The following is a 21080-nucleotide window of genomic DNA, read 5'->3' on the forward strand; positions in this document are numbered from 1 at the left end:
TCCCGTGTGGAGCCCGACCTCTTTACCGCAGCAGCCGAAGCCCGCCAGGAGAAGGACCCGTCCAGCAGCCCCCTCGCTGTGCGGATGCGCCCTCGTACGCTGGACGAGGTGGTCGGCCAGCAGCATCTGCTCAAGCCGGGCTCGCCACTGCGCCGCCTCGTCGGCGAGGGCGGGGGAGGCCCCGCGGGGCCCTCGTCGGTGATCCTCTGGGGCCCGCCCGGCACGGGGAAGACGACCCTGGCGTACGTGGTCAGCAAGGCCACCAACAAGCGCTTCGTCGAGCTCTCCGCCATCACCGCGGGCGTCAAGGAGGTCCGGGCCGTCATCGAGGGCGCGCGCCGGGCCACCGGTGGTTTCGGCAAGGAGACCGTCCTCTTCCTCGACGAGATCCACCGCTTCTCCAAGGCACAGCAGGACTCGCTGCTCCCCGCTGTGGAGAACCGCTGGGTCACCCTGATCGCGGCCACGACCGAGAACCCGTACTTCTCGATCATCTCCCCGCTGCTGTCGCGCTCCCTGCTGCTCACCCTGGAGCCGCTCACCGACGACGACCTGCGCGCGCTCCTGCGCCGGGCGCTGACCGACGAGCGGGGACTGGGCGGGGCTGTGACCCTGCCCGAGGACGCCGAGGCGCACCTGCTGCGCATCGCCGGTGGTGACGCGCGGCGTGCGCTGACCGCCCTGGAGGCGGCGGCCGGAGCAGCCCTCACCACTCATGAGGCGGAGATCACGCTCACGACGCTCGAGGAGACCGTCGACCGTGCCGCCGTGAAGTACGACCGCGACGGCGACCAGCACTACGACGTCGCGAGCGCGCTGATCAAGTCGATCCGCGGCTCCGACGTGGACGCCGCCCTGCACTACCTGGCCCGGATGATCGAGGCGGGGGAGGACCCGCGCTTCATCGCCCGGCGGCTGATGATCTCCGCCAGTGAGGACATCGGGCTCGCCGATCCGACGGCGCTGCCCACGGCTGTGGCGGCGGCCCAGGCGGTCGCCATGATCGGCTTCCCGGAGGCGGCGCTCACCCTCAGCCACGCCACGATCGCGCTGGCGCTCGCCCCCAAGTCGAACGCGGCGACGCTGGCGATCTCCGCGGCGCAGGAGGACGTGCGCCGGGGCCTCGCGGGCCCGGTGCCGGCCCATCTGCGGGACGGTCACTACAAGGGCGCCGCCAAGCTGGGCCACGCCCAGGGCTACGTCTACCCGCACGACGTGCCCGGCGGGATCGCCGCCCAGGAGTACGCACCGGACGCCGTCCGCGGCAGGCGTTACTACGAGCCCACGCGGTACGGCGCGGAGGCGCGCTACGCCGACGTGGCGGACCGGGTCCGCGAACGGCTCGGCCGCAGTGAGCAGGGTGGCCCCGCGTCCTCGTGACCGCGGCTCAGCAGGACGCGGCTTCGAAGAGGGTGTGCATCGCGCGGCGCAGCTCGCCGACATCGCGTACGGGATCGGGGAACTCGAACCGGGCGTCGAAGCAGGCGCTGCCGTCCTCGAGGAACCTGACCCGCAGGCCGAAGCGGTCGAGGGCGACGGGTACCGCGTCGAGCCGGTGCCCGGCACAGCCGCACTCACCCCGGTCACCGAGCAGTGCGGACAGTGTGGCCATCCGCTCGCTGTGGGCGGCGTGCAGATGCTGGAGCAACTCGGCCTCATGGGCGACCAGCGGATCGGCGACCGCGTCGCACAAGGCCTCCGGCTCCACCTCCTCGAATCCCCACAGATCGTCGACCGACGCCTCGCAGGTCTCCAGCCTGAGCATGGTCCGGCCGGGCTCCGCGAGCCCCGGCACGACGGTGAGCGGGCCGGCGATCCGGGCGCGGCCGCGGATCCGGTGCGGGACGGAGACCGGAGCGACATCGGTGATCTCCAGCACAGCGGTCAGCTCGTCGCCCCGGGCGTGCGTCGCGGCCCGTACGACCGGGGAATCGGCGGGGAGGCCGAGGAAGACGTCCCCCTCGGGACCCATGCTCCTGCTGTCGGGCATCAGCTGGTCCGGGTGGGGCACCGACAGCCCGGGTACGAGCAGCGCCGCGGAGCAGGTACTCTGTACGAGAGTTCGTGTGCGCTCGGCTGCTGACGGCATCCGAGTGTTTTCAAGCCCGCTGGGACGCGGCTGACCACGATCAGATCGGCCTTCCGTCGTTACGGCGCCTTCATGCGCGCCGTCGCTGTCTGTGCTGTCCGTGACGTGTGTGGTGTTCCCAGGGCGAGACATGCGATCTCCTTGAGTAAGGTAAGCCTAACCTAACCTACAACGGAGGTCTGGAGAACGTGCCTAACCAGTCGCGTCCCAAGGTCAAGAAGTCGCGTGCCCTCGGCATCGCCCTGACGCCGAAGGCTGTCAAGTACTTCGAAGCCCGCCCCTACCCGCCGGGCGAGCACGGCCGTGGCCGCAAGCAGAACTCGGACTACAAGGTCCGTCTGCTCGAGAAGCAGCGTCTGCGTGCGCAGTACGACATCAGCGAGCGCCAGATGGCGCGTGCCTACGACCGTGCCCGTAAGGCCGAGGGCAAGACGGGCGAGGCGCTGGTCGTCGAGCTCGAGCGCCGCCTCGACGCCCTGGTCCTGCGTTCGGGCATCGCCCGCACCATCTACCAGGCCCGTCAGATGGTCGTCCACGGCCACATCGAGGTCAACGGTGGCAAGGTCGACAAGCCTTCCTTCCGCGTGCGCCCCGACGACGTCGTGCAGGTCCGCGAGCGCAGCCGCACCAAGGTCCCCTTCCAGGTTGCCCGTGAGGGTGGCTACGACACGGACGGCGAGACCCCGCGCTACCTCCAGGTGAACCTGAAGGCCCTGGCCTTCCGCCTGGACCGTGACCCGAACCGCAAGGAAATCCCGGTCATCTGCGACGAGCAGCTCGTCGTCGAGTACTACGCCCGCTGATCCCGGCGTAGCTCTCAACCGAGCTCGGGCCCGCCGCTCCCCGTCGTACGGGAGGCGGCGGGCCTTCGCGTTCCCCCGGCGGCCGCCGGCCCGCCGGACGTCCCGTCCCCGGTTCCCCGCCCCGCCGCCGCGCCGTCCTCAGCGGCACGGAGCGCCCGTGCCACCGCGGCCCTCGGGTCCAGCCGACGGCTCGCCCGCCGCTCCGCTTCGTAGCGGGCGTCGCCGAGTGCCGCCCTGGCCCGCTCCTCGCACTCGGCCCGGGGCCTGCCGTAGTGGACGGAGCCGAACAGGGGCAGGCCCACCGAGGGCCAGATCCGGTCCGCCGCTCCCTGCAGCACCGCCGCCTCCGTCGCGTCGCCCTCGGTCACCGCGAGGAGCGCCAGCAGCTCGAGGGAGAGGGCCGTGCCGAGCAGATCGTGGAAGGCATGCGCGACGGACAGCGACTCCACGAGCATCCGGCGCGCCCGCCGGGTCAGCCCGGACCGCAGTGCCGCGTAGCCCAGGACGTACTGCGCGTAGGCCAGCGCCCACCGCTCACCGTGGTCCTCGCAGATCTCCAGGACCTCCTCGCAGATCGCCGAGGCTGCGTCGAGATCCCCCCGGAACGCCACGGCCATGCCCAGTTCGACCTGGGCCATCAGCACGTTGCTGTTCAGCTCGCCGATCTCCCGGTAGCGGCCGAGCGCCTCGCGGAGCAGTTCCTCGGCGCGGGCCGGGTCGTCCGTGACGATCGAGAGACAGCCCGTGCGGTGCACGGCGTAGGCCACGGCTGTGGCGTCCCCCGAGCGCTCACCCTCCTCCCTGCACTCCTGCAGGGCCGACATCGCGCCGGCCGGATCCCCCTGCAGCACCGCGACGTAGCCGAGCACCCACAGGGCCTTGAGCCGCGAGTGGTCGTAGGGGGACTCCTCCTCCAGGACGTGGTCCAGCCAGTGGCGGCCCTCCGAGAGGCGTCCGCAGCCCGCCCAGTAGAACCAGAGCGTGCCCGCCAGATACTGCGCGAGATGGACCTCCTCCGGATTCTCCAGCGAGCACTCCATCGCGCGGCGGAGATTGGGCAGTTCACTGTCGATCCGGGCCGCGGCCTCCGCCTGCCGCGGACTGAACCAGTCGAGCTCGCACCACGTCGCGAGCCCCAGGTACCAGTCCCGGTGCCGGCGGCTCAGCCGCTCGGCGTCCCCGGTCGCCCGCAGCCACTCGGCGCCGTACTCCCGCAGGGTGTCCAGCAGCCGGTAGCGGCTGCCGGAGGCCGAGTCCTCGCGCAACACCACGGACTGCGCCAGCAGTTCGTCCAGCACGTCCAGGACGGCCCCGGCCGGGAGGCCGGGGCCGCTGCAGATGTACTCGACGGCCTCCAGATCGAACTGTCCGGCGAACACCGAGAGCCGTGCCCACAACAGCCGCTGCTCGGGAGCGCACAGCTCGTGGCTCCAGCCGACAGCCGTACGCAGGGTCTGGTGGCGGGGGAGCGCGCTCGGGCTGCCGCCGGTCAGCAGGCGGAAACGGTCGTCGAGGCGCTGCAGCACCTGCTCCGTCGTCAGGGCCCGCAACCGTCCCGCGGCGAGCTCCAGTGCGAGCGGGATGCCGTCGAGCCGGCGGCAGAGCTCCCGTGCCGTCTCCCGGTCGTCGTCCGTCAGCCGGAACCCCGGGCGCACCGCGGTGGCGCGCCGGGTGAAGAGCTCCAGGCCGTCGTCCTCGCTCATCGGCATCAGCGGGAAGGCGAGTTCACCGTCGACCCGCAGCGGACACCGGCCGGCCGCGAGCACATGGAGACGCGGCGCCCGGCGCAGCAGTTCCCGTACGAGTCCGGCGCACGGACCGGCGAGATGCTCGAAGCCGTCGATCACGAGCAGGAGCCGGCGCTCCGCGCAGTGCTCGACCAGTACGGCCCGGGGCGGCCTGCTGGTGTGGTCGGTGAGCCCCAGCGCGTCGGCCAACGCGTGCTCCAGGAGCCCGGGGTCGTGCACGTCCGACAGCTCAGCGAACCACACACCGTCGCAGTACCGTTTCTCCATGAGGGCCGCGAACCGGGTGACGAAGCGGGTCTTGCCGACCCCGGCGACCCCGGCGACGGTGACGAGCCTCGACTCACCCAGGAGCGTATCCAGTGCCGCCAGTTCGTCTTCGCGTCCCACGAAGGCGTTCAGCTCCGCCGGGAGATTCCCGCGCACGGGGGCGGGCTCCGCGTCGTCGGGCGTGGGGCAGGAGCGCTGAGGGCGTCGCATGAAACACGCAGAGTACTGGCACATAAGCTCTCCGTACAATCTCCTCGCGTCCGGAGCCCGTTCCGCCGGGCCGTAATCCGGTACGGCGCGTCATGCCCGGCGCGATAGGCTCGGGGGACGACGATCGGCAGTGGTGGCGGGAACGCGCCGGCCGAGCGGTGACAGGCAGACACCGGCCGGGAGAGGTTCCGGCCGATGCGGGCGACGAGCAGAGAGCGGTGCACTGTGTCCGGTGGAGAGGTGGCCGGCATCCTGGTGGCTGTCTTCTGGGCGATCCTGGTTTCCTTCCTCGCCGTGGTACTGGTGAGGCTGGCCCAGACGCTCAAGGCGACCACCGCACTGGTGGCGGACGTGACGGAGCAGGCTGTCCCGCTGCTCGCCGACGCCTCGGCCACGCTGCGCTCCGCGCAGACCCAGCTCGACAAGGTCGATGCCATCGCGAGCGACGTCCAGGAAGTCACGTCCAACGCCTCAGCGCTCTCCACCACCGTCGCGTCGACGTTCGGCGGCCCGCTCGTGAAGGTCGCCGCGTTCGGCTACGGAGTGCGGCAGGCGCTGGGCCGCCGGACCGCTCCCGAACCGGAGCCGGCCCCCAGGCCCGCCCGCCGCACCGTCGTTGTCGGCCGTACCGTGCCGTCCGCCCGTAAGAGGCGGAACGGCCGAAGCCCCCGCGGACAGAAGGACTGACGCAGCGATGTTCCGCCGTACGTTCTGGTTCACCGCCGGCGCAGCCGCCGGTGTCTGGGCCACCACCAAGGTCAACCGCAAGATCAAGCAGCTGACTCCCGAGAGCCTCGCGGCGCAGGCCGCCGACAAGGCACTCGAGGCGGGTCACAAGCTGAAGGGCTTCGCCCTGGACGTGCGCGAGGGCATGGTCAGGCGCGAGGCGGAGCTGGGCGGGGCGCTCGGTATCGAGGCACCGGCCGACCCCGAGCTCATCGCTCACCGCACACTTCCCCACAACTCGAACAACCGGAATGAGGACCACTGATGGAGTCGGCTGAAATTCGCCGCCGCTGGCTGAGCTTCTTCGAGGAGCGCGGTCACACCGTCGTGCCTTCGGCGTCGCTCATCGCGGACGACCCGACTCTGCTGCTGGTCCCCGCGGGCATGGTCCCCTTCAAGCCGTACTTCCTCGGCGAGGTCAAGCCGCCCGCCCCGCGCGTCACCAGTGTGCAGAAGTGCGTCCGCACGCCGGACATCGAAGAGGTCGGCAAGACCACCCGGCACGGCACGTTCTTCCAGATGTGCGGCAACTTCTCCTTCGGGGACTACTTCAAGGAAGGCGCCATCCAGTTCGCCTGGGAGGCCCTCACGAACTCCGTGGCGGACGGCGGCTTCGGCCTCGACCCCGAGCGTCTGTGGATCACCGTCTACCTGGACGACGACGAGGCCGAGCAGATCTGGCGCGAGAAGATCGGCGTCCCCGCCGAGCGCATCCAGCGCCTGGGCAAGAAGGACAACTTCTGGTCCATGGGCGTCCCCGGCCCCTGCGGACCCTGCTCCGAGATCAACTACGACCGCGGCCCCGAGTTCGGTGTCGAGGGCGGCCCCGCCGTGAACGACGAGCGGTACGTGGAGATCTGGAACCTGGTCTTCATGCAGTACGAGCGCGGCGCCGGCGACGGCAAGGAGGACTTCCCGATCCTCGGCGACCTGCCGTCGCAGAACATCGACACGGGACTCGGCCTCGAGCGCCTCGCCATGATCCTGCAGGGCGTACAGAACATGTACGAGACCGACACCCTGCGCGTCGTCATGGACAAGGCCACCGAGCTCACCGGCGTGCGCTACGGCGCCGAGCAGGGCTCCGACGTCTCCCTCCGGGTCGTCGCCGACCACATCCGTACGTCGGTGATGCTCATCGGCGACGGTGTCACCCCGGGCAACGAGGGCCGTGGCTACGTCCTGCGCCGCATCATGCGCCGCGCCATCCGCAACATGCGCCTGATGGGTGCCACCGGGCCGGTCGTCCGCGAGCTCGTCGACGTCGTCGTCGACACGATGGGGCAGCAGTACCCGGAGCTGGTCACCGACCGCAAGCGCATCGAGACCGTCGCCCTCGCCGAGGAGGCCGCCTTCCTCAAGGCCCTCAAGGGCGGCACGAACATCCTCGACACCGCCGTCACCGAGACCAAGGCCGCCGGTGGCAAGGTCCTGGCCGGCGACAAGGCGTTCCTGCTCCACGACACGTGGGGCTTCCCGATCGACCTCACGCTGGAGATGGCCGCCGAACAGGGCCTCGCGGTCGACGAGGACGGCTTCCGCCGACTGATGAAGGAACAGCGGGACCGGGCCAAGGCCGACGCCAAGGCCAAGAAGACCGGTCACGCGGACCTGTCCGCCTACCGCGAGGTCGCCGACAACTCCGGCGTCACCGAGTTCATCGGGTACACCAGCAACGAGGGCGAGTCGAAGATCGTCGGGCTGCTCGTCGACGGGGTCTCCTCGCCCGCCGCCTCCGAGGGCGACGAGGTCGAGGTCGTCCTCGACCGCACCCCGTTCTACGCCGAGGGCGGCGGCCAGCTCGCCGACCAGGGCCGGATCCGGCTCGACAGCGGCGCCGTCATCCAGGTCCGCGACGTACAGCAGCCGGTCCCCGGTGTCTCGGTACACAAGGGCTCGGTCCAGGTGGGCGAGGTGACGCTCGGCGCTTCCGCCTACGCCGCCATCGACAACACCCGCCGCCGCGCCATCGCCCGCGCCCACAGCGCCACGCACCTCACACACCAGGCGCTGCGCGACGCGCTCGGCCCGACGGCCGCCCAGGCCGGCTCGGAGAACTCGCCCGGACGCTTCCGCTTCGACTTCGGCTCGCCCGCCGCCGTACCCGGCACGGTCCTGACCGACGTCGAACAGAAGATCAACGAGGTCCTCGCCCGGGAGCTCGACGTCCAGGCCGAGGTCATGTCCATCGACGACGCCAAGAAGCAGGGCGCCATCGCCGAGTTCGGCGAGAAGTACGGCGAGCGGGTCCGCGTCGTCACCATCGGCGACTTCTCCAAGGAGCTGTGTGGCGGCACGCACGTCCGCAACACCTCCCAACTCGGCCTGGTGAAGCTGCTCGGTGAGTCGTCGATCGGCTCCGGTGTCCGCCGCGTCGAGGCGCTCGTCGGTGTGGACGCGTACAACTTCCTCGCCAAGGAACACACGGTCGTCGCCCAGCTCCAGGAACTGCTCAAGGGCCGTCCGGAGGAGCTCCCCGAGAAGATCTCCGGCATGCTCGGCAAGCTGAAGGACGCCGAGAAGGAGATCGAGAAGTTCCGCGCGGAGAAGGTCCTGGCGGCCGCCGCCGGACTGGTCGACTCGGCCAAGGACGTACGGGGCGTCGCCCTGGTCACCGGGCAGGTGCCGGACGGCACCTCGGCCGACGACCTGCGCAAGCTGGTCCTCGACGTGCGCGGACGCATCCAGGGCGGCCGGCCGGCCGTCGTGGCCCTGTTCACCACGGCCAACGGGCGCCCGCTCACCGTCATCGCCACCAACGAGGCCGCACGCGAGCGCGGTCTCAAGGCCGGTGACCTGGTCCGCACCGCCGCCAAGACCCTCGGCGGCGGGGGCGGCGGCAAGCCGGACGTCGCCCAGGGCGGCGGCCAGAACCCGGACGCCATCGGCGACGCCGTCGCCGCCGTCGAGCGCCTCGTCACCGAGACGGCGTGACGCCGGACATGCCGCAGATGCGTCGGGGACGCCGACTCGCCGTCGACGTCGGCGACGCCCGGATCGGGGTCGCCTCGTGCGACCCCGACGGGATCCTCGCCACGCCGGTGGAGACCGTGCCGGGACGTGACGTCCCGGCCGCCCACCGGCGGCTCGGCCGCATCGTCGAGGAGTACGAGCCGATCGAGGTCATCGTCGGGCTGCCCCGATCCCTGGGCGGCGGTGAGGGACCTGCGGCCGCGAAGGTCCGCGCCTTCGCCCAGGTGTTCGCCCGCGCGATCGCACCGGTCCCGGTGCGTCTCGTGGACGAGAGGATGACCACAGTGACGGCCACTCAAGGACTGCGTGCTTCGGGCGTGAAGTCCAAGAAGGGCCGTTCTGTCATCGACCAGGCTGCCGCTGTGGTGATCCTCCAGAACGCTCTGGAGTCCGAACGGGCGTCCGGCGCTGCTCCGGGCGAGGGCGTCGAAGTGGTTGTCTGATCGCGATACGGTAACGTTCCGCGCGATGCGCCGGTGTTCGAACAGACACCGCACAGCAAAGCGAAGAGACGGAGCGTCGTCTCGCGGCTCAAGGGGATCGATGACTGAGTATGGCCGGGGCTCCGGCTCCGAACCGTGGCATCCCGAGGACCCCTTGTACGGGGACCAGGGATGGGAAGGCCACCAGGCCACCCACGGCCAGGGCCAGTACGACGGCCAGCAGCAGCCCTACGCGCAGGACCCCTACGCCCAGCAGGGCTACCAGCAGGACCCTTACGCGCAACAGCAGCCGCAGCAGCACGACCCGTACGCACAGCAGCAGTACCAGCAGCCGTACGGCTCCCAGCAGGCCCCGTACGGCCAGCAGCCCCAGCAGCCCCAGCAGCCCCAGTACGACGGCGGCTGGGACACCGGCCAGCAGGCGGCGCTGCCGTACGCGGCCCAGCAGCCCCCGTACGGCAGCGACCCCGGCGGCTACGGCGAACAGTCCGACTACTACGGCACCCCCGAGGCGTACCCTCCGCCGCAGCCCCCGGGGCGTCGCGAGGAATCCGAGCGGCAGCAGGGCCCGGACTGGGAGCCGGACGCGCCGCAGGAGGAGACGCATCCCTTCTTCACGGGTGCGGACGAGCCGGCCGACGGCCGAGACTCCCCCCGGTCCCACGAGGACGACGAGCACGACGACGACCCGCGTGAGTCCCGCCGCGGTGCCGGTGGCGGCGAGCGCCGCGGCAAGGGCAAGAAGAAGAGCCGCAACGGCTGCGCGTGCCTGGGCGTCGCGGCGGTCCTCGTCGGCGGCCTCGGCGGGGTGGGCTACCTCGGCTACTCGTACTACCAGAGCCAGTTCGGCGAAGCCCCAGACTTCGCCGGTGACGGCACGGGCACGGTCGAGGTGGAGATCCCCGAAGGTGCCTTCGGGAACGAGATCGCGAGCATTCTGAAGAAGGCCGGCGTCGTCAAGTCGTCCGGCGCCTTCCTTTCCGCCCAGAACGCAAACCCCAAGGGCAAGTCCATTCAGGCCGGTGTCTATCTCCTGAAGAAGGAGATGTCCGGCGACAGTGCCCTCGAAATGATGCTCGACCCGAAGAGCCAGAACTCGTTGGTCATTCCCGAGGGAATGCGCAACATCCTGGTCTACGAGAAGATCGACGAAAAACTGGGCCTCGAGGCCGGCACGACCGCCGAGGTCGCCAAGACCAAGTCGGGCAGTCTCGGCCTGCCCGAATGGGCGGTCGAGGACCCCCTCGTCAAGGATCCGATGGAAGGATTCCTCTATCCGGCCGCCTACCCGGTGTCGAAGGGCGCGAAGCCGGAGACGGTCCTGAAGAGCATGGTCTCGCGGGCCAACTCCGAGTACGGGAAGCTCGACCTGGAGAAGGCCGCCAAGACGTACGACCTGGACGGCCCTTGGCAGGTCCTCACCGTCGCGAGTCTCGTCCAGGCCGAAGGAAAGACACATGACGACTTCCGGAAGATGAGCGAAGTCGTATACAACCGGCTCAAGCCCACCAATACCCAGACGAATCAGTTGCTCCAATTCGACTCGTCGTTCAATTACCTCAAGAAGCAGAGCAAGATCAATATCGGTGTGGCCGAGATCCACAAGAACAAGGACCCGTACAACACCTATACGCAGCGGGGCCTGACGCCCGGACCCATCAGCAACCCGGGCGCCGAAGCGCTCGCGGCGGCGCTGAACCCGACCACGGACGGCTGGCTCTACTTCGTGGCGACCGACGGACAGCACAAGACCGAGTTCGCCAAGGACTACGACGAGTTCCTGAGGCTCAAGGAAAAGTTCGATGCCCTCGACTGAGGCTCACCGGGCGGCCGTCCTCGGTTCCCCCATCGCGCACTCCCTCTCCCCGGTCCTGCACCGAGCCGCGTACGCGGAGCTCGGCCTGGACGACTGGTCCTACGACCGGTTCGACGTGGACGAGGCAGCCCTGCCCGACTTCATCGAGGGCCTGGACTCCTCCTGGGCCGGGCTTTCCCTGACGATGCCGCTCAAGCGGGCGGTCATCCCGCTGCTGGACGGGATCAGCGACACGGCGGCGGCGGTCGAGACGGTCAACACGGTCGTCCGCACCGAGGACGGCCGACTGCTGGGCGACAACACGGACATCCCCGGCATGATCGCAGCCCTGTCCGAACGCGGAGTCGAGAAGGTCGAGTCCGCCGCCGTCCTGGGCGCCGGTGCGACCGCGTCCTCGGCGCTGGCGGCCCTCGCCGAGATCTGCACCGGCCCGGTCACCGCCTACGTGCGCAGCGAGGCACGGGCGGACGAGATGTGGGGGTGGGGCGAGCGCCTCGGCGTCGACGTCAGGATCGCGGACTGGTCCACGGCCGACGAGGCTCTGCACGCCCCCCTGGTGATCGCCACCACGCCGGCCGGCACCACGGACGCCCTCGCCGACGCCGTCCCCGCGGCACCCGGCACCCTGTTCGACGTGCTGTACGAGCCCTGGCCGACCGTGCTTGCGGCACGCTGGGCGGCGAGGGACGGAATAGTCGTCGGTGGGCTCGATCTACTCGTCCACCAGGCGGTCCTCCAGGCCGAGCAGATGACCGGACGCAGCCCTGGCCCGCTCGCCGTCATGCGGGCGGCGGGCGAGCTGGCTCTCGCGGCGCGGGAACGTCACTAGGCCCGGTCGGACACGGACCGTGAACCGTCCGTCTGCTGGACCGGCGGCAGGTCCGTCCTCCTGATCGTGGGAGGATCGGGGGTGGCGGGCCAGGGCCGCGCACCCGGTCGCGCCGTCGAGTTACAGGCGCGAGCATGAGGAGCACCGTTGAGCAGGTTGCGCTGGCTGACCGCCGGAGAGTCGCACGGCCCCGCACTGGTGGCGACGCTGGAGGGTCTTCCCGCCGGTATCCCCGTCACCACGGAGATGGTGGCGGACGCGCTCGCCAGGCGACGGCTCGGTTACGGGCGCGGCGCCCGGATGAAGTTCGAGAGGGACGAGGTCACCTTCCTCGGCGGCGTCCGGCACGGCCTGACCATGGGCTCGCCCGTGGCGGTCATGGTCGGCAACACCGAATGGCCCAAGTGGGAGCAGGTCATGTCGGCCGACCCGGTCGACCCCGAGGTGCTGGACGCGCAGGCCCGTAACGCCCCGCTGACCCGCCCCCGGCCGGGACACGCCGACCTTGCCGGGATGCAGAAGTACGGCTTCGACGAGGCCAGGCCCGTCCTGGAGCGCGCCAGCGCCCGGGAGACCGCGGCCCGGGTGGCCCTCGGTGCCGTCGCCCGCTCCTACCTCAAGGAGACCGCGGGCATCGAGATCGTCTCCCACGTCGTCGAGCTCGCCTCGGCCAAGGCGCCCTACGGTGTCCACCCGAAGCCCTCCGACGTGGAGAGGCTCGACGCCGACCCCGTGCGCTGCCTGGACACCGACGCGTCGAAGGCGATGGTCGCGGAGATCGACCAGGCCCACAAGGACGGCGACACCCTCGGCGGGGTCGTCGAGGTGCTGGCGTACGGGGTGCCGGTCGGACTCGGTTCGCACGTGCACTGGGACCGCAGGCTCGACGCCCGGCTCGCCGCCGCACTGATGGGCATCCAGGCCATCAAGGGCGTCGAGGTCGGGGACGGCTTCGACCTCGCCCGGGTGCCCGGCTCCAAGGCCCACGACGAGATCGTGGCCACCGAGGACGGGATCCGCCGCACCTCCGGCCGCGCCGGAGGCACCGAGGGCGGACTGACCACCGGTGAGCTGCTGCGCGTCCGGGCCGCGATGAAGCCGATCGCCACGGTGCCCCGCGCGCTCGCCACGGTCGACGTCGTCACCGGTGAGGCGGCCAAGGCCCACCACCAGCGTTCCGACGTGTGCGCCGTCCCGGCCGCCGGGATCGTCGCCGAGGCGATGGTCGCCCTGGTGCTGGCCGACGCGGTCGCGGAGAAGTTCGGCGGCGACAGCGTCGCCGAGACCCACCGCAACGTTCAGTCGTACCTCTCCCACCTCCAGATCCGGTGAGCGGCCCCCTGATCGTCCTGGTCGGCCCGATGGGGGTGGGCAAGTCCACGGTGGGTGAGCTGCTCGCCGAGCGTCTGGGCAGCTCCTACCGGGACACCGACACCGACGTCGTGGCCGCGGCGGGCAAGGCGATCCCCGAGATCTTCTTCGACGAGGGCGAGGAACGCTTCCGCGCCCTCGAACGGCAGGCGGTGCGGGACGCGATCGCCGGGCACACGGGCGTCCTCGCCCTCGGTGGCGGCGCCGTGCTCGACGCGGACACCCGCGCCCTGCTCGCCGGCCGGCCGGTCGTCTACCTCTCCATGGACGTGGACGAGGCGGTCCGGAGGGTCGGTCTCAACACGGCCCGCCCCCTCCTGGCGGTCAACCCGCGACGGCAGTGGCGCGAGCTCATGGACGCCCGGCGCTCGCTCTACGAAGAGGTGGCCACCGTCACGGTCGCCACCGACGCACGCACCCCCGAAGAGGTCGCCCGGGCGATCCTCGACGCAACGGAACTGCCGGAGCGCGCGGTCGAGGCCGCGTCGCCCGGCCGGGAGAACACACGCATGACCGAGCAGGGCACCACGCGCATCCAGATCCCCGGCACGGCGGGCACCGCCCCGTACGAGGTGCTCGTCGGCCGCCAGCTCCTCGGTGAGCTGCCGAACCTCATCGGTGACGGCGCCAAGCGGGTCGCCGTCCTGCACCCCGAGGCCCTCGCCGAGACCGGTGAGGCCGTCCGTGAGGACCTCGCCGCCCAGGGGTACGAGGCCATCGCGATCCAGCTGCCGAACGCCGAGGAGGCCAAGACCGTCGAGGTCGCCGCCTACTGCTGGAAGGCGCTCGGTCAGACGGGGTTCACCCGCACCGACGTCATCGTCGGTGTCGGCGGTGGCGCCACGACCGACGTCGCGGGATTCGTCGCCGCGTCCTGGCTGCGCGGGGTGCGCTGGATCGCCGTACCGACGACCGTGCTCGCCATGGTCGACGCGGCGGTCGGAGGCAAGACCGGCATCAACACCGCGGAGGGCAAGAACCTCGTCGGGGCCTTCCACCCGCCGACCGGTGTGCTCTGCGACCTCGCCGCGCTCGACTCGCTGCCGGTCCACGACTACGTCTCCGGCATGGCCGAGATCATCAAGGCCGGCTTCATCGCCGACCCGGTCATCCTCGACCTCGTAGAGGCCGACCCCCAGGGCGCTCGCACGCCCGCCGGACCGCACACCGCGGAGCTGATCGAGCGCTCCATCCGGGTCAAGGCCGAGGTCGTGGGCAGCGACCTCAAGGAGTCCGGCCTGAGGGAGATCCTCAACTACGGGCACACCCTGGCGCACGCCATCGAGAAGAACGAGCGCTACAAGTGGCGCCACGGCGCCGCCGTCTCGGTCGGTATGGTCTTCGCCGCCGAGCTGGGCCGCCTCGCAGGCCGCCTCGACGACGCCACCGCCGACCGGCACCGCGCCGTCCTGGAGTCCGTGGGGCTGCCGCTCACCTACCGCGGCGACCAGTGGCCCAAGCTCCTGGAGAACATGAAGGTCGACAAGAAGTCCCGCGGCGACCTGCTGCGCTTCATCGTCCTGGACGGCATCGGCAGGCCCACCGTGCTGGAGGGCCCCGACCCGGCCGTCCTGCTCGCCGCCTTCGGGGAGGTCTCCGCGTGACGGCCCGCAGGGTCCTCGTGCTCAACGGACCCAACCTCGGACGGCTCGGGTCCCGCGAGCCCGATGTGTACGGGGCCACGTCCTACGCCGGCCTCGTCGACGCCTGTCAGGCCCTCGGCAAGGAACTCGGTTTCGACGTCGAGGTCCGCGAGACCAACGACGAGGGCGAGCTGATCCGCTGGCTCCACGAGGCTGCGGACGGTTCGGTGCCGGTCGTTCTCAACCCGGGTGCCTTCACGCACTATTCGTACGGAATGCGGGACGCGGCAGCCCAGCGAACCGCCCCGCTGATCGAGGTGCACATCTCGAACCCGTACGCACGGGAGGAGTTCCGTCACACCTCGGTGGTCGCCCCGGTGGCCACCGGCACGGTGGCGGGCTTCGGGATCGGCTCCTACCGGCTCGCCCTGCGTGCTCTGGCCGACGAACTGACGGACTGACACCGGGCACTTCGGACCTTCCCCGCCCGTTCACCGCATGGCGGCCGGGGAAGGTACGGTTGCCGTCGACCAGCGTCAGTTGCCTGTACGAGACGGAGTGCCACCGGATGCAGCACGCAGTGGGGGCCCCGCTGCCGCCGCCCCAGGGTCCAGGAGACGGACCGTGGACGCACCAGGCCCAGCACTCAGGCCACCCCGGCCAGGCGGGGCCGCCTCCCGTGCCCACGTCGCCCGGGTCCCGGACGCCGCAGCCCCAGCCCCCCGCGCCCCAGCAGGCGCCCGTCCCGCCCTCCCGGGAGACGACCGGGCACATCCAGCTCCCGCCCGGCGGTCCGGTCCCGCTGCCCGCGCCGCACGCCGAACCGGGCACCGGCGCGGCGACCCTGGCCGTGCTGCTGATCGGCCCCGCCGGAGCGGGCAAGACCACGGTGGCCAAGCTCTGGGCCGGCCGCCGCAGGGTTCCCACCGCGCATGTGTCCCTGGACGACGTGCGCGAGTGGGTCTGCTCCGGCTTCGCCGACCCGCAGGCCGGATGGAACGACCACTCCGAAGCCCAGTACCGCCTCGCCCGGCGCACCTGCGGCTTCGCCGCCCGTAACTTCCTGGCCAACGGCATCTCCTGCATCCTCGACGACGCGGTCTTCCCCGACCGCCCCGTCGTCGGCCTCGGGGGCTGGAAGCGGCATGTGGGACCGGGGCTGCTGCCCGTGGTCCTCCTGCCCGGTCTGGAGGTCGTCCTGGAGCGCAACGCCGCACGCAGCGGGAACCGCAGGCTCTCCGACGAGGAGGTCGCCCGGATCCACGGCCGGATGGCCGGCTGGTACGGCTCCGGCCTGCCGATCATCGACAACTCCACCTACGACGTGGAGACGACCGCGCGCGTCCTGGACGACGTCCTGGCCCGCTCCATAGCCAGCCCCCCGGCCTGGTAGCGCCCCGTACGGTTCCCGGCCGGGTGCGCTGACCGGGCGGGGCCCGGCCCGCGCTCGTAGGCTCGGGGCATGTCAGAGGTGTACGCCGTCCGACGCGGGCTGCTGCGTGACCGGTACGCCGCCGCCGGATCCGCGGCCGCCCTGGTCTCCCGCCCCGCCAACGTCCGCTATCTCGCGGGCGGTGCCCCGCCGGGTGCCGTGCTGCTGCTCGGCCCCGGTGAGGACGTCCTGCTCTGCCCCCGCGCACCGACCGGGGACCCCGCCCACGGGCGCCCCGACGACCAGCTTCGGCTGACCGTCCTTCCCGACGCCGACGGCGACCCGGTCGTGGCCGCGGCCGGACTCGCCGGCGGGCTGCGCGCCGAATCCCTGGCGGTCGAGGAGCACGATCTGACCGTCTCCCGCCACCGGGCCATGAGCTCCGTGGCCCCGCGCGTGCGCCTGCGTGACCTCGGCAGCACCGTGGAGCAGCTCCGCCTGGTGAAGGACGAGGAGGAGATCGCCTGTCTGCGGATCGCCGCCGAGATCACCGACCAGGCGCTCGGCGAACTCCTCGAATCCATCCTCGTGGGCCGCACCGAACGCCATCTGGCCCTGGAGCTGGAGCGCCGGCTGGTGGACCACGGTGCGGACGGTCCGGCCTTCGCCACATCCGTGGGAACGGGCCCCAATTCGGGCCGGGGCCGCCACAGGCCCACCGACCGCAGGGTCGAGGAAGGTGATTTCCTTTCCGTCTGCCTGGGGGCGAACTACCGCGGGTACCGCTGCGAGATCGGCCGGACGTTCGTCATCGGGACGAGCCCCGCGGACTGGCAGATCGAGCTCTACGACCTCGTTTTCGCCGCTCAGCGGGCCGGACGGGAGGCTCTCCTCCCCGGCGCCGCCTACCGCGAAGTGGACCGCGCGGCCCGCCATCTCCTGGACTCGGCGGGGCATTCGGAGGGCCTCCAGCCCAGCACCGGGCACGGGGTCGGACTCGAAATCGACGAGCACCCGCAGTTGGCACCGACAGCCATGGGTAAACTGGACGCTTGCGTGCCGGTCACCGTCGAACCGGGGGTCCACCTCCCGGGCCGGGGCGGTGTCCGGATCGATGACACGCTCGTCGTGCGCCCCGAGGCGGACGGCGGACCCGAGCTACTCACCATTACGACCAAGGAGCTGCTCGCGCTCTAGGGGAACTCCTCGCGGGGACTCCGGCGCGCATCCTCGGTCGTCCACCAGCTTCAGTCCAGGAGATTCCGCAACCGTGGCTTCCACGAACGACCTCAAGAACGGCCTGGTGCTCAAGCTCGACGGAGGCCAGCTCTGGTCCGTCGTCGAGTTCCAGCACGTCAAGCCCGGCAAGGGCCCCGCCTTCGTGCGCACCAAGCTCAAGAACGTGCTCTCCGGCAAGGTCGTCGACAAGACGTTCAACGCCGGTGTGAAGGTCGAGACGGCCACCATCGACCGCCGCGACATGCAGTTCTCGTACATGGACGGCGAGTACTTCGTCTTCATGGACATGAACACGTACGACCAGCTCATGGTCGACCGCAAGGCCGTCGGCAACGCCGCCAACTTCCTGATCGAGGGCTTCACCGCCTCCGTCGCCCAGCACGAGGGCGAGGTGCTCTACGTCGAGCTGCCCGCCGCGGTCGAGCTGACCATCCAGCACACCGACCCGGGTGTGCAGGGCGACCGCTCCACCGGTGGCAGCAAGCCCGCCACCCTGGAGACCGGTTACGAGATCGGCGTCCCGCTCTTCATCACCACCGGCGAGAAGATCAAGGTCGACACCCGGACGGGCGACTACCTCGGCCGGGTGAACAGCTAACCGTGGCTGCCCGGAACAAGGCCCGCAAGCGCGCCTTCCAGATCCTCTTCGAGGCCGACCAGCGCGGTCAGTCCGTGCAGACGGTCCTCGCGGACTGGGTTCGGCTCTCGCGGACCGACGACCGTCAGCCGCCGGTCGGTGAGTTCACGATGGAGCTGGTCGAGGGGTACGCGCAGTACGCGGACCGTATCGACGACCTCATCGTCACCTATGCCGTGGACTGGGAGATCGACCGCATGCCGGTCGTCGACCGGAACATCCTGCGGCTCGGCGCGTACGAGCTGATCTGGATGGATTCGACTCCGGACGCCGTGGTGATCGACGAGGCGGTCCAGCTCGCCAAGGAGTTCTCCACGGACGACTCCCCGGCCTTCGTGAACGGCCTGCTGGCCCGGTTCAAGGACCTCAAGCCGAACCTCCGCCGGGAGCAGTGAACAGCCTCCGGTGGCGTTGAGCCGAACGAAGGGCCCACGGTCGAGGCGACCGTGGGCCCTTCGGTGTACCTGGCCTCCGGAAGGCGGCCGGTGCGTGAAAACGCCGGGCCGGCGGGGGCGTCGATGCCCCCGCCGGCCCGGCGTTACGTCTCTAGGCGGGGCCGGTCAGCCCTCGTCGTGTGCCACCGCGCGACGAGCGTCGGCGTCCAGCACACCCCAGCTGATCAGCTGCTCCGTGAGCACGGACGGCGACTGGTCGTAGATCACGGCCAGGGTGCGCAGGTCGTCCTGGCGGATCGACAGCACCTTGCCGTTGTAGTCGCCGCGCTGGCTCTGGATCGTCGCCGCGTAACGCTGCAGCGGTCCGGCCTTCTCCGGCGGCACGTGGGCGAGGCGCTCGAGGTCGAGGACCAGCTTGGGCGGCGGCTCGGCGGCGCCGCCGGGGGTCGTGCCGGGCAGGAGCTCCTGGACCGGAACGCCGTAGAAGTCGGCCAGCTCGGCAAGGCGCTGCACGGTGACGGCGCGGTCGCCGCGCTCGTAGGAACCGACCACGACGGCCTTCCAGCGACCCTGCGACTTCTCCTCCACGCCGTGGAGGGAGAGGCCCTGCTGGGTGCGGATGGCGCGGAGCTTGGCCCCGAGCTGCTTTGCGTATTCGCTGGACATAAGGCTCCCCGGACGCTGGAACATTCTGCGGCTGGGCCGCGTGGCTGGTAACTCACTGTGAGGTTACGCAGCGTTACTTGGCTGCGTCAAGCCGAAAGGTCCGGGCTGCCACCTCCTGGGGGCGGGGCCAGGGCCTCGCGCAAGCCCTGGTAACGTGGATGACGCAATTTCGACGTCCTTTAACGTCCGTCCGGTGAGGCGGAGAAGGAGGTCCGTTTCTTATGGACGCACAGCATGACCACACCGGCAATGCGGCACGCCCCGTTCTCGAGGCTCCCGACATCGCCCGGGTACTGACCCGAATCGCCCACGAGATCGTCGAACGCGCCAAGGGCGCGGACGACGTGGTGCTCCTCGGCATCCCGACGCGAGGAGTCTTCCTCGCGGATCGGCTCGCCGGAAAGCTCGAAGAGATCACCGGCCGGAAGACGCCGGTCGGGTCACTCGACATCACGATGTACCGCGACGATCTGCGGATGCGCCCCGCGCGTGCCATCGGACGCACCGACATCCCCGGTGAGGGCATCGAAGGCCGTCTCGTCGTGCTGGTGGACGACGTCCTCTTCTCCGGCCGCACGATCCGCGCCGCACTCGACGCGCTCGGCGACATCGGCCGGCCCCGCGCCGTGCAGCTCGCGGTCCTCGTCGACCGCGGCCACCGCGAACTCCCGATCCGCGCCGACTACGTCGGCAAGAACCTCCCCACGTCGCTGCGGGAGACGGTCAGGGTCCAGCTCGCCGAGGAGGACGGCCGCGACGCCGTGCTGCTCGGTGTCAAGCAGACCGTCCCGGCAGGCGAGCAGTAGCCGAGTCCCGTCCCGTGCGCCACACCGGCCGCACGGCTGCTTCCGCACGCCCGCCTGCCTGATCCCTCCACCCTTCACGGAGACCCCCAGATGCTGCGCCCTCACGGGGACACCCCCCGGACACCCCGTCACCTCATCTCGGCCGCAGACCTCACCCGCGACGACGCCGTACTGATCCTCGACACCGCCGAGGAGATGGCGCGGGTCGCGGACCGGCCGATCAAGAAGCTTCCCACCCTTCGTGGACGAACGGTCGTCAACCTTTTCTTCGAGGACTCGACCCGGACCCGGATCTCGTTCGAGGCCGCCGCCAAGCGGCTCTCCGCCGACGTCATCAACTTCTCCGCGAAGGGCTCGTCGGTCTCCAAGGGCGAGTCACTCAAGGACACCGCCCTCACCCTGGAGGCCATGGGCGCCGACGCCGTCGTCATCCGGCACGGCGCCTCCGGTGCCCCGTACCGGCTCGCGACGTCGGGCTGGATCGACAGCGCCGTCGTCAACGCCGGTGACGGCACGCACGAGCACCCCACCCAGGCGCTGCTCGACGCGTTCACGATGCGCCGCCGGCTCGTCGGGCCCGACGCGGGGATCGGCCGCGACCTCGAAGGCCGCCGGATCACGATCGTCGGCGACATCCTGCACAGCCGGGTGGCCCGCTCCAACGTCCACCTGCTGCACACACTCGGTGCGCACGTCACCCTGGTGGCCCCGCCGACCCTGGTCCCGGTAGGGGTCGAGCAGTGGCCCTGCGACGTCAGCTACCGCCTCGACGACGTGCTGCCCACGTCGGACGCGGTCATGATGCTCCGTGTGCAGCGAGAGCGGATGAACGCCGCCTACTTCCCGACCGAGCGTGAGTACTCCCGCCGCTACGGCCTGGACGGCGAACGCATGGCCCGGATGCCGGAACACGCCATCGTGATGCACCCCGGCCCGATGGTCCGCGGCATGGAGATCACGGCCGAGGTCGCGGACTCCGACCGCTGCACCGCCGTCGAACAGGTCGCGAACGGCGTCTCCACCCGCATGGCCGTCCTGTACCTGCTGCTGGGCGGTTCCGAGACCGCCCTGCCGTCCGCCGCCGCCCGTACCGAGGAGAACAAGTAA

Annotated in this window: 20 protein-coding genes; 17 read left to right on the forward strand and 3 right to left on the reverse strand. The window is 70.8% G+C overall.

Features of this window, described 5'->3' with window-relative positions:
* The first annotated feature begins 6 nt into the window (after window positions 1-6).
* Window positions 7-1380: a replication-associated recombination protein A gene (locus JOC24_RS21275; protein ID WP_205021936.1), complete on the forward strand. Its 1374-nt coding sequence runs from the start codon at window positions 7-9 to the stop codon at window positions 1378-1380.
* Window positions 1381-1387: 7 nt separating this feature from the next.
* Here the strand turns inward: JOC24_RS21275 and JOC24_RS21280 are convergent, their stop codons facing one another.
* Window positions 1388-2089 carry a DUF2470 domain-containing protein gene (locus JOC24_RS21280; protein ID WP_205021937.1) on the reverse strand — a complete coding sequence of 234 codons (702 nt, stop codon included), beginning with the start codon at window positions 2087-2089 and terminating at the stop codon, window positions 1388-1390.
* Between the two features lie 188 nt (window positions 2090-2277).
* On the opposite strand from JOC24_RS21280, the gene rpsD reads away from it, so the two are divergent.
* Complete coding sequence (rpsD, locus tag JOC24_RS21285) at window positions 2278-2892, forward strand: 30S ribosomal protein S4 (protein ID WP_031097728.1); 615 nt, start codon at window positions 2278-2280, stop codon at window positions 2890-2892.
* A gap of 14 nt (window positions 2893-2906) precedes the next feature.
* On the opposite strand, the gene JOC24_RS21290 is transcribed toward rpsD, so the two are convergent.
* Window positions 2907-5117 carry an ATP-binding protein gene (locus JOC24_RS21290; protein WP_205021938.1) on the reverse strand — a complete coding sequence of 737 codons (2211 nt, stop codon included), beginning with the start codon at window positions 5115-5117 and terminating at the stop codon, window positions 2907-2909.
* A 240-nt stretch (window positions 5118-5357) separates the two neighbouring features.
* On the opposite strand from JOC24_RS21290, the gene JOC24_RS21295 reads away from it, so the two are divergent.
* From JOC24_RS21295 to nusB, 13 genes are all read left to right on the forward strand, one after another.
* A complete protein-coding gene (locus JOC24_RS21295) occupies window positions 5358-5804 on the forward strand; it encodes a DUF948 domain-containing protein (RefSeq protein WP_205022053.1) in 447 nt (148 codons plus the stop codon).
* Window positions 5805-5811: 7 nt separating this feature from the next.
* Window positions 5812-6108, forward strand: a complete 297-nt coding sequence (locus JOC24_RS21300; RefSeq protein WP_205021939.1) for a DUF6167 family protein — start codon at window positions 5812-5814, stop codon at window positions 6106-6108.
* Window positions 6108-8777: an alanine--tRNA ligase gene (gene alaS, locus JOC24_RS21305; protein ID WP_205021940.1), complete on the forward strand. Its 2670-nt coding sequence runs from the start codon at window positions 6108-6110 to the stop codon at window positions 8775-8777. Before JOC24_RS21300 ends, alaS begins: the two co-directional genes overlap by 1 nt.
* Before the next feature lie 8 nt (window positions 8778-8785).
* The gene (ruvX, locus tag JOC24_RS21310; RefSeq protein ID WP_205021941.1) at window positions 8786-9259 is read left to right on the forward strand and encodes a Holliday junction resolvase RuvX; all 474 of its coding nucleotides are present in this window, start codon (window positions 8786-8788) and stop codon (window positions 9257-9259) included.
* A gap of 100 nt (window positions 9260-9359) precedes the next feature.
* Window positions 9360-11075 carry an endolytic transglycosylase MltG gene (mltG, locus tag JOC24_RS21315; RefSeq protein ID WP_205021942.1) on the forward strand — a complete coding sequence of 572 codons (1716 nt, stop codon included), beginning with the start codon at window positions 9360-9362 and terminating at the stop codon, window positions 11073-11075.
* Window positions 11062-11904: a shikimate dehydrogenase gene (locus JOC24_RS21320; protein ID WP_205021943.1), complete on the forward strand. Its 843-nt coding sequence runs from the start codon at window positions 11062-11064 to the stop codon at window positions 11902-11904. The genes mltG and JOC24_RS21320 overlap by 14 nt, the downstream gene beginning before the upstream one ends.
* 147 nt (window positions 11905-12051) lie before the next feature.
* Window positions 12052-13236 (forward strand): chorismate synthase, encoded by a 1185-nt coding sequence (aroC, locus tag JOC24_RS21325; protein ID WP_205021944.1) that lies wholly within the window; start codon window positions 12052-12054, stop codon window positions 13234-13236.
* On the forward strand, window positions 13233-14879 hold the full coding sequence (aroB, locus tag JOC24_RS21330; RefSeq protein ID WP_205021945.1) for a 3-dehydroquinate synthase: 1647 nt from the start codon (window positions 13233-13235) through the stop codon (window positions 14877-14879). The genes aroC and aroB overlap by 4 nt, the downstream gene beginning before the upstream one ends.
* Complete coding sequence (gene aroQ / locus JOC24_RS21335) at window positions 14876-15319, forward strand: type II 3-dehydroquinate dehydratase (protein ID WP_205021946.1); 444 nt, start codon at window positions 14876-14878, stop codon at window positions 15317-15319. Before aroB ends, aroQ begins: the two co-directional genes overlap by 4 nt.
* A 107-nt stretch (window positions 15320-15426) precedes the next feature.
* Window positions 15427-16251 (forward strand): Pro-rich N-terminal domain-containing protein, encoded by an 825-nt coding sequence (locus JOC24_RS21340; protein ID WP_205021947.1) that lies wholly within the window; start codon window positions 15427-15429, stop codon window positions 16249-16251.
* A 69-nt stretch (window positions 16252-16320) separates the two neighbouring features.
* Entirely contained in the window at window positions 16321-17427 is a 1107-nt protein-coding gene (locus JOC24_RS21345) for a M24 family metallopeptidase (RefSeq protein WP_205021948.1), read from the forward strand.
* A 73-nt stretch (window positions 17428-17500) separates the two neighbouring features.
* Window positions 17501-18067, forward strand: coding sequence for an elongation factor P (gene efp / locus JOC24_RS21350; protein WP_205021949.1), 567 nt, complete (start codon window positions 17501-17503; stop codon window positions 18065-18067).
* A gap of 2 nt (window positions 18068-18069) precedes the next feature.
* A complete protein-coding gene (gene nusB / locus JOC24_RS21355) occupies window positions 18070-18501 on the forward strand; it encodes a transcription antitermination factor NusB (RefSeq protein ID WP_205021950.1) in 432 nt (143 codons plus the stop codon).
* Between the two features lie 165 nt (window positions 18502-18666).
* On the opposite strand, the gene bldD is transcribed toward nusB, so the two are convergent.
* Window positions 18667-19167 carry a transcriptional regulator BldD gene (bldD, locus tag JOC24_RS21360; RefSeq protein ID WP_014157378.1) on the reverse strand — a complete coding sequence of 167 codons (501 nt, stop codon included), beginning with the start codon at window positions 19165-19167 and terminating at the stop codon, window positions 18667-18669.
* A 221-nt stretch (window positions 19168-19388) separates the two neighbouring features.
* Here bldD and pyrR point away from each other — a divergent pair, with 221 nt between their 5' ends.
* The gene (pyrR, locus tag JOC24_RS21365; RefSeq protein WP_205021951.1) at window positions 19389-19973 is read left to right on the forward strand and encodes a bifunctional pyr operon transcriptional regulator/uracil phosphoribosyltransferase PyrR; all 585 of its coding nucleotides are present in this window, start codon (window positions 19389-19391) and stop codon (window positions 19971-19973) included.
* Between the two features lie 90 nt (window positions 19974-20063).
* A complete protein-coding gene (locus JOC24_RS21370) occupies window positions 20064-21080 on the forward strand; it encodes an aspartate carbamoyltransferase catalytic subunit (RefSeq protein WP_205021952.1) in 1017 nt (338 codons plus the stop codon).

The organism is Streptomyces sp. HB132 (assembly GCF_016909575.1).
GTDB lineage: Bacteria > Actinomycetota > Actinomycetes > Streptomycetales > Streptomycetaceae > Streptomyces.

Excerpts from the sequence above, each read along its gene's own strand:
- JOC24_RS21280 (WP_205021937.1), bottom strand. The coding sequence starts at position 2,089 with ATGCCGTCAGCAGCCGAGCGCACACGAACTCTCGTACAGAGTACCTGC.
- JOC24_RS21290 (WP_205021938.1), bottom strand. The coding sequence starts at position 5,117 with ATGCGACGCCCTCAGCGCTCCTGCCCCACGCCCGACGACGCGGAGCCC.
- JOC24_RS21300 (WP_205021939.1), top strand. The coding sequence starts at position 5,812 with ATGTTCCGCCGTACGTTCTGGTTCACCGCCGGCGCAGCCGCCGGTGTC.
- alaS (WP_205021940.1), top strand. The coding sequence starts at position 6,108 with ATGGAGTCGGCTGAAATTCGCCGCCGCTGGCTGAGCTTCTTCGAGGAG.
- ruvX (WP_205021941.1), top strand. The coding sequence starts at position 8,786 with ATGCCGCAGATGCGTCGGGGACGCCGACTCGCCGTCGACGTCGGCGAC.
- mltG (WP_205021942.1), top strand. The coding sequence starts at position 9,360 with ATGACTGAGTATGGCCGGGGCTCCGGCTCCGAACCGTGGCATCCCGAG.
- JOC24_RS21320 (WP_205021943.1), top strand. The coding sequence starts at position 11,062 with ATGCCCTCGACTGAGGCTCACCGGGCGGCCGTCCTCGGTTCCCCCATC.
- JOC24_RS21340 (WP_205021947.1), top strand. The coding sequence starts at position 15,427 with ATGCAGCACGCAGTGGGGGCCCCGCTGCCGCCGCCCCAGGGTCCAGGA.
- JOC24_RS21345 (WP_205021948.1), top strand. The coding sequence starts at position 16,321 with ATGTCAGAGGTGTACGCCGTCCGACGCGGGCTGCTGCGTGACCGGTAC.
- bldD (WP_014157378.1), bottom strand. The coding sequence starts at position 19,167 with ATGTCCAGCGAATACGCAAAGCAGCTCGGGGCCAAGCTCCGCGCCATC.
- pyrR (WP_205021951.1), top strand. The coding sequence starts at position 19,389 with ATGGACGCACAGCATGACCACACCGGCAATGCGGCACGCCCCGTTCTC.
- JOC24_RS21370 (WP_205021952.1), top strand. The coding sequence starts at position 20,064 with ATGCTGCGCCCTCACGGGGACACCCCCCGGACACCCCGTCACCTCATC.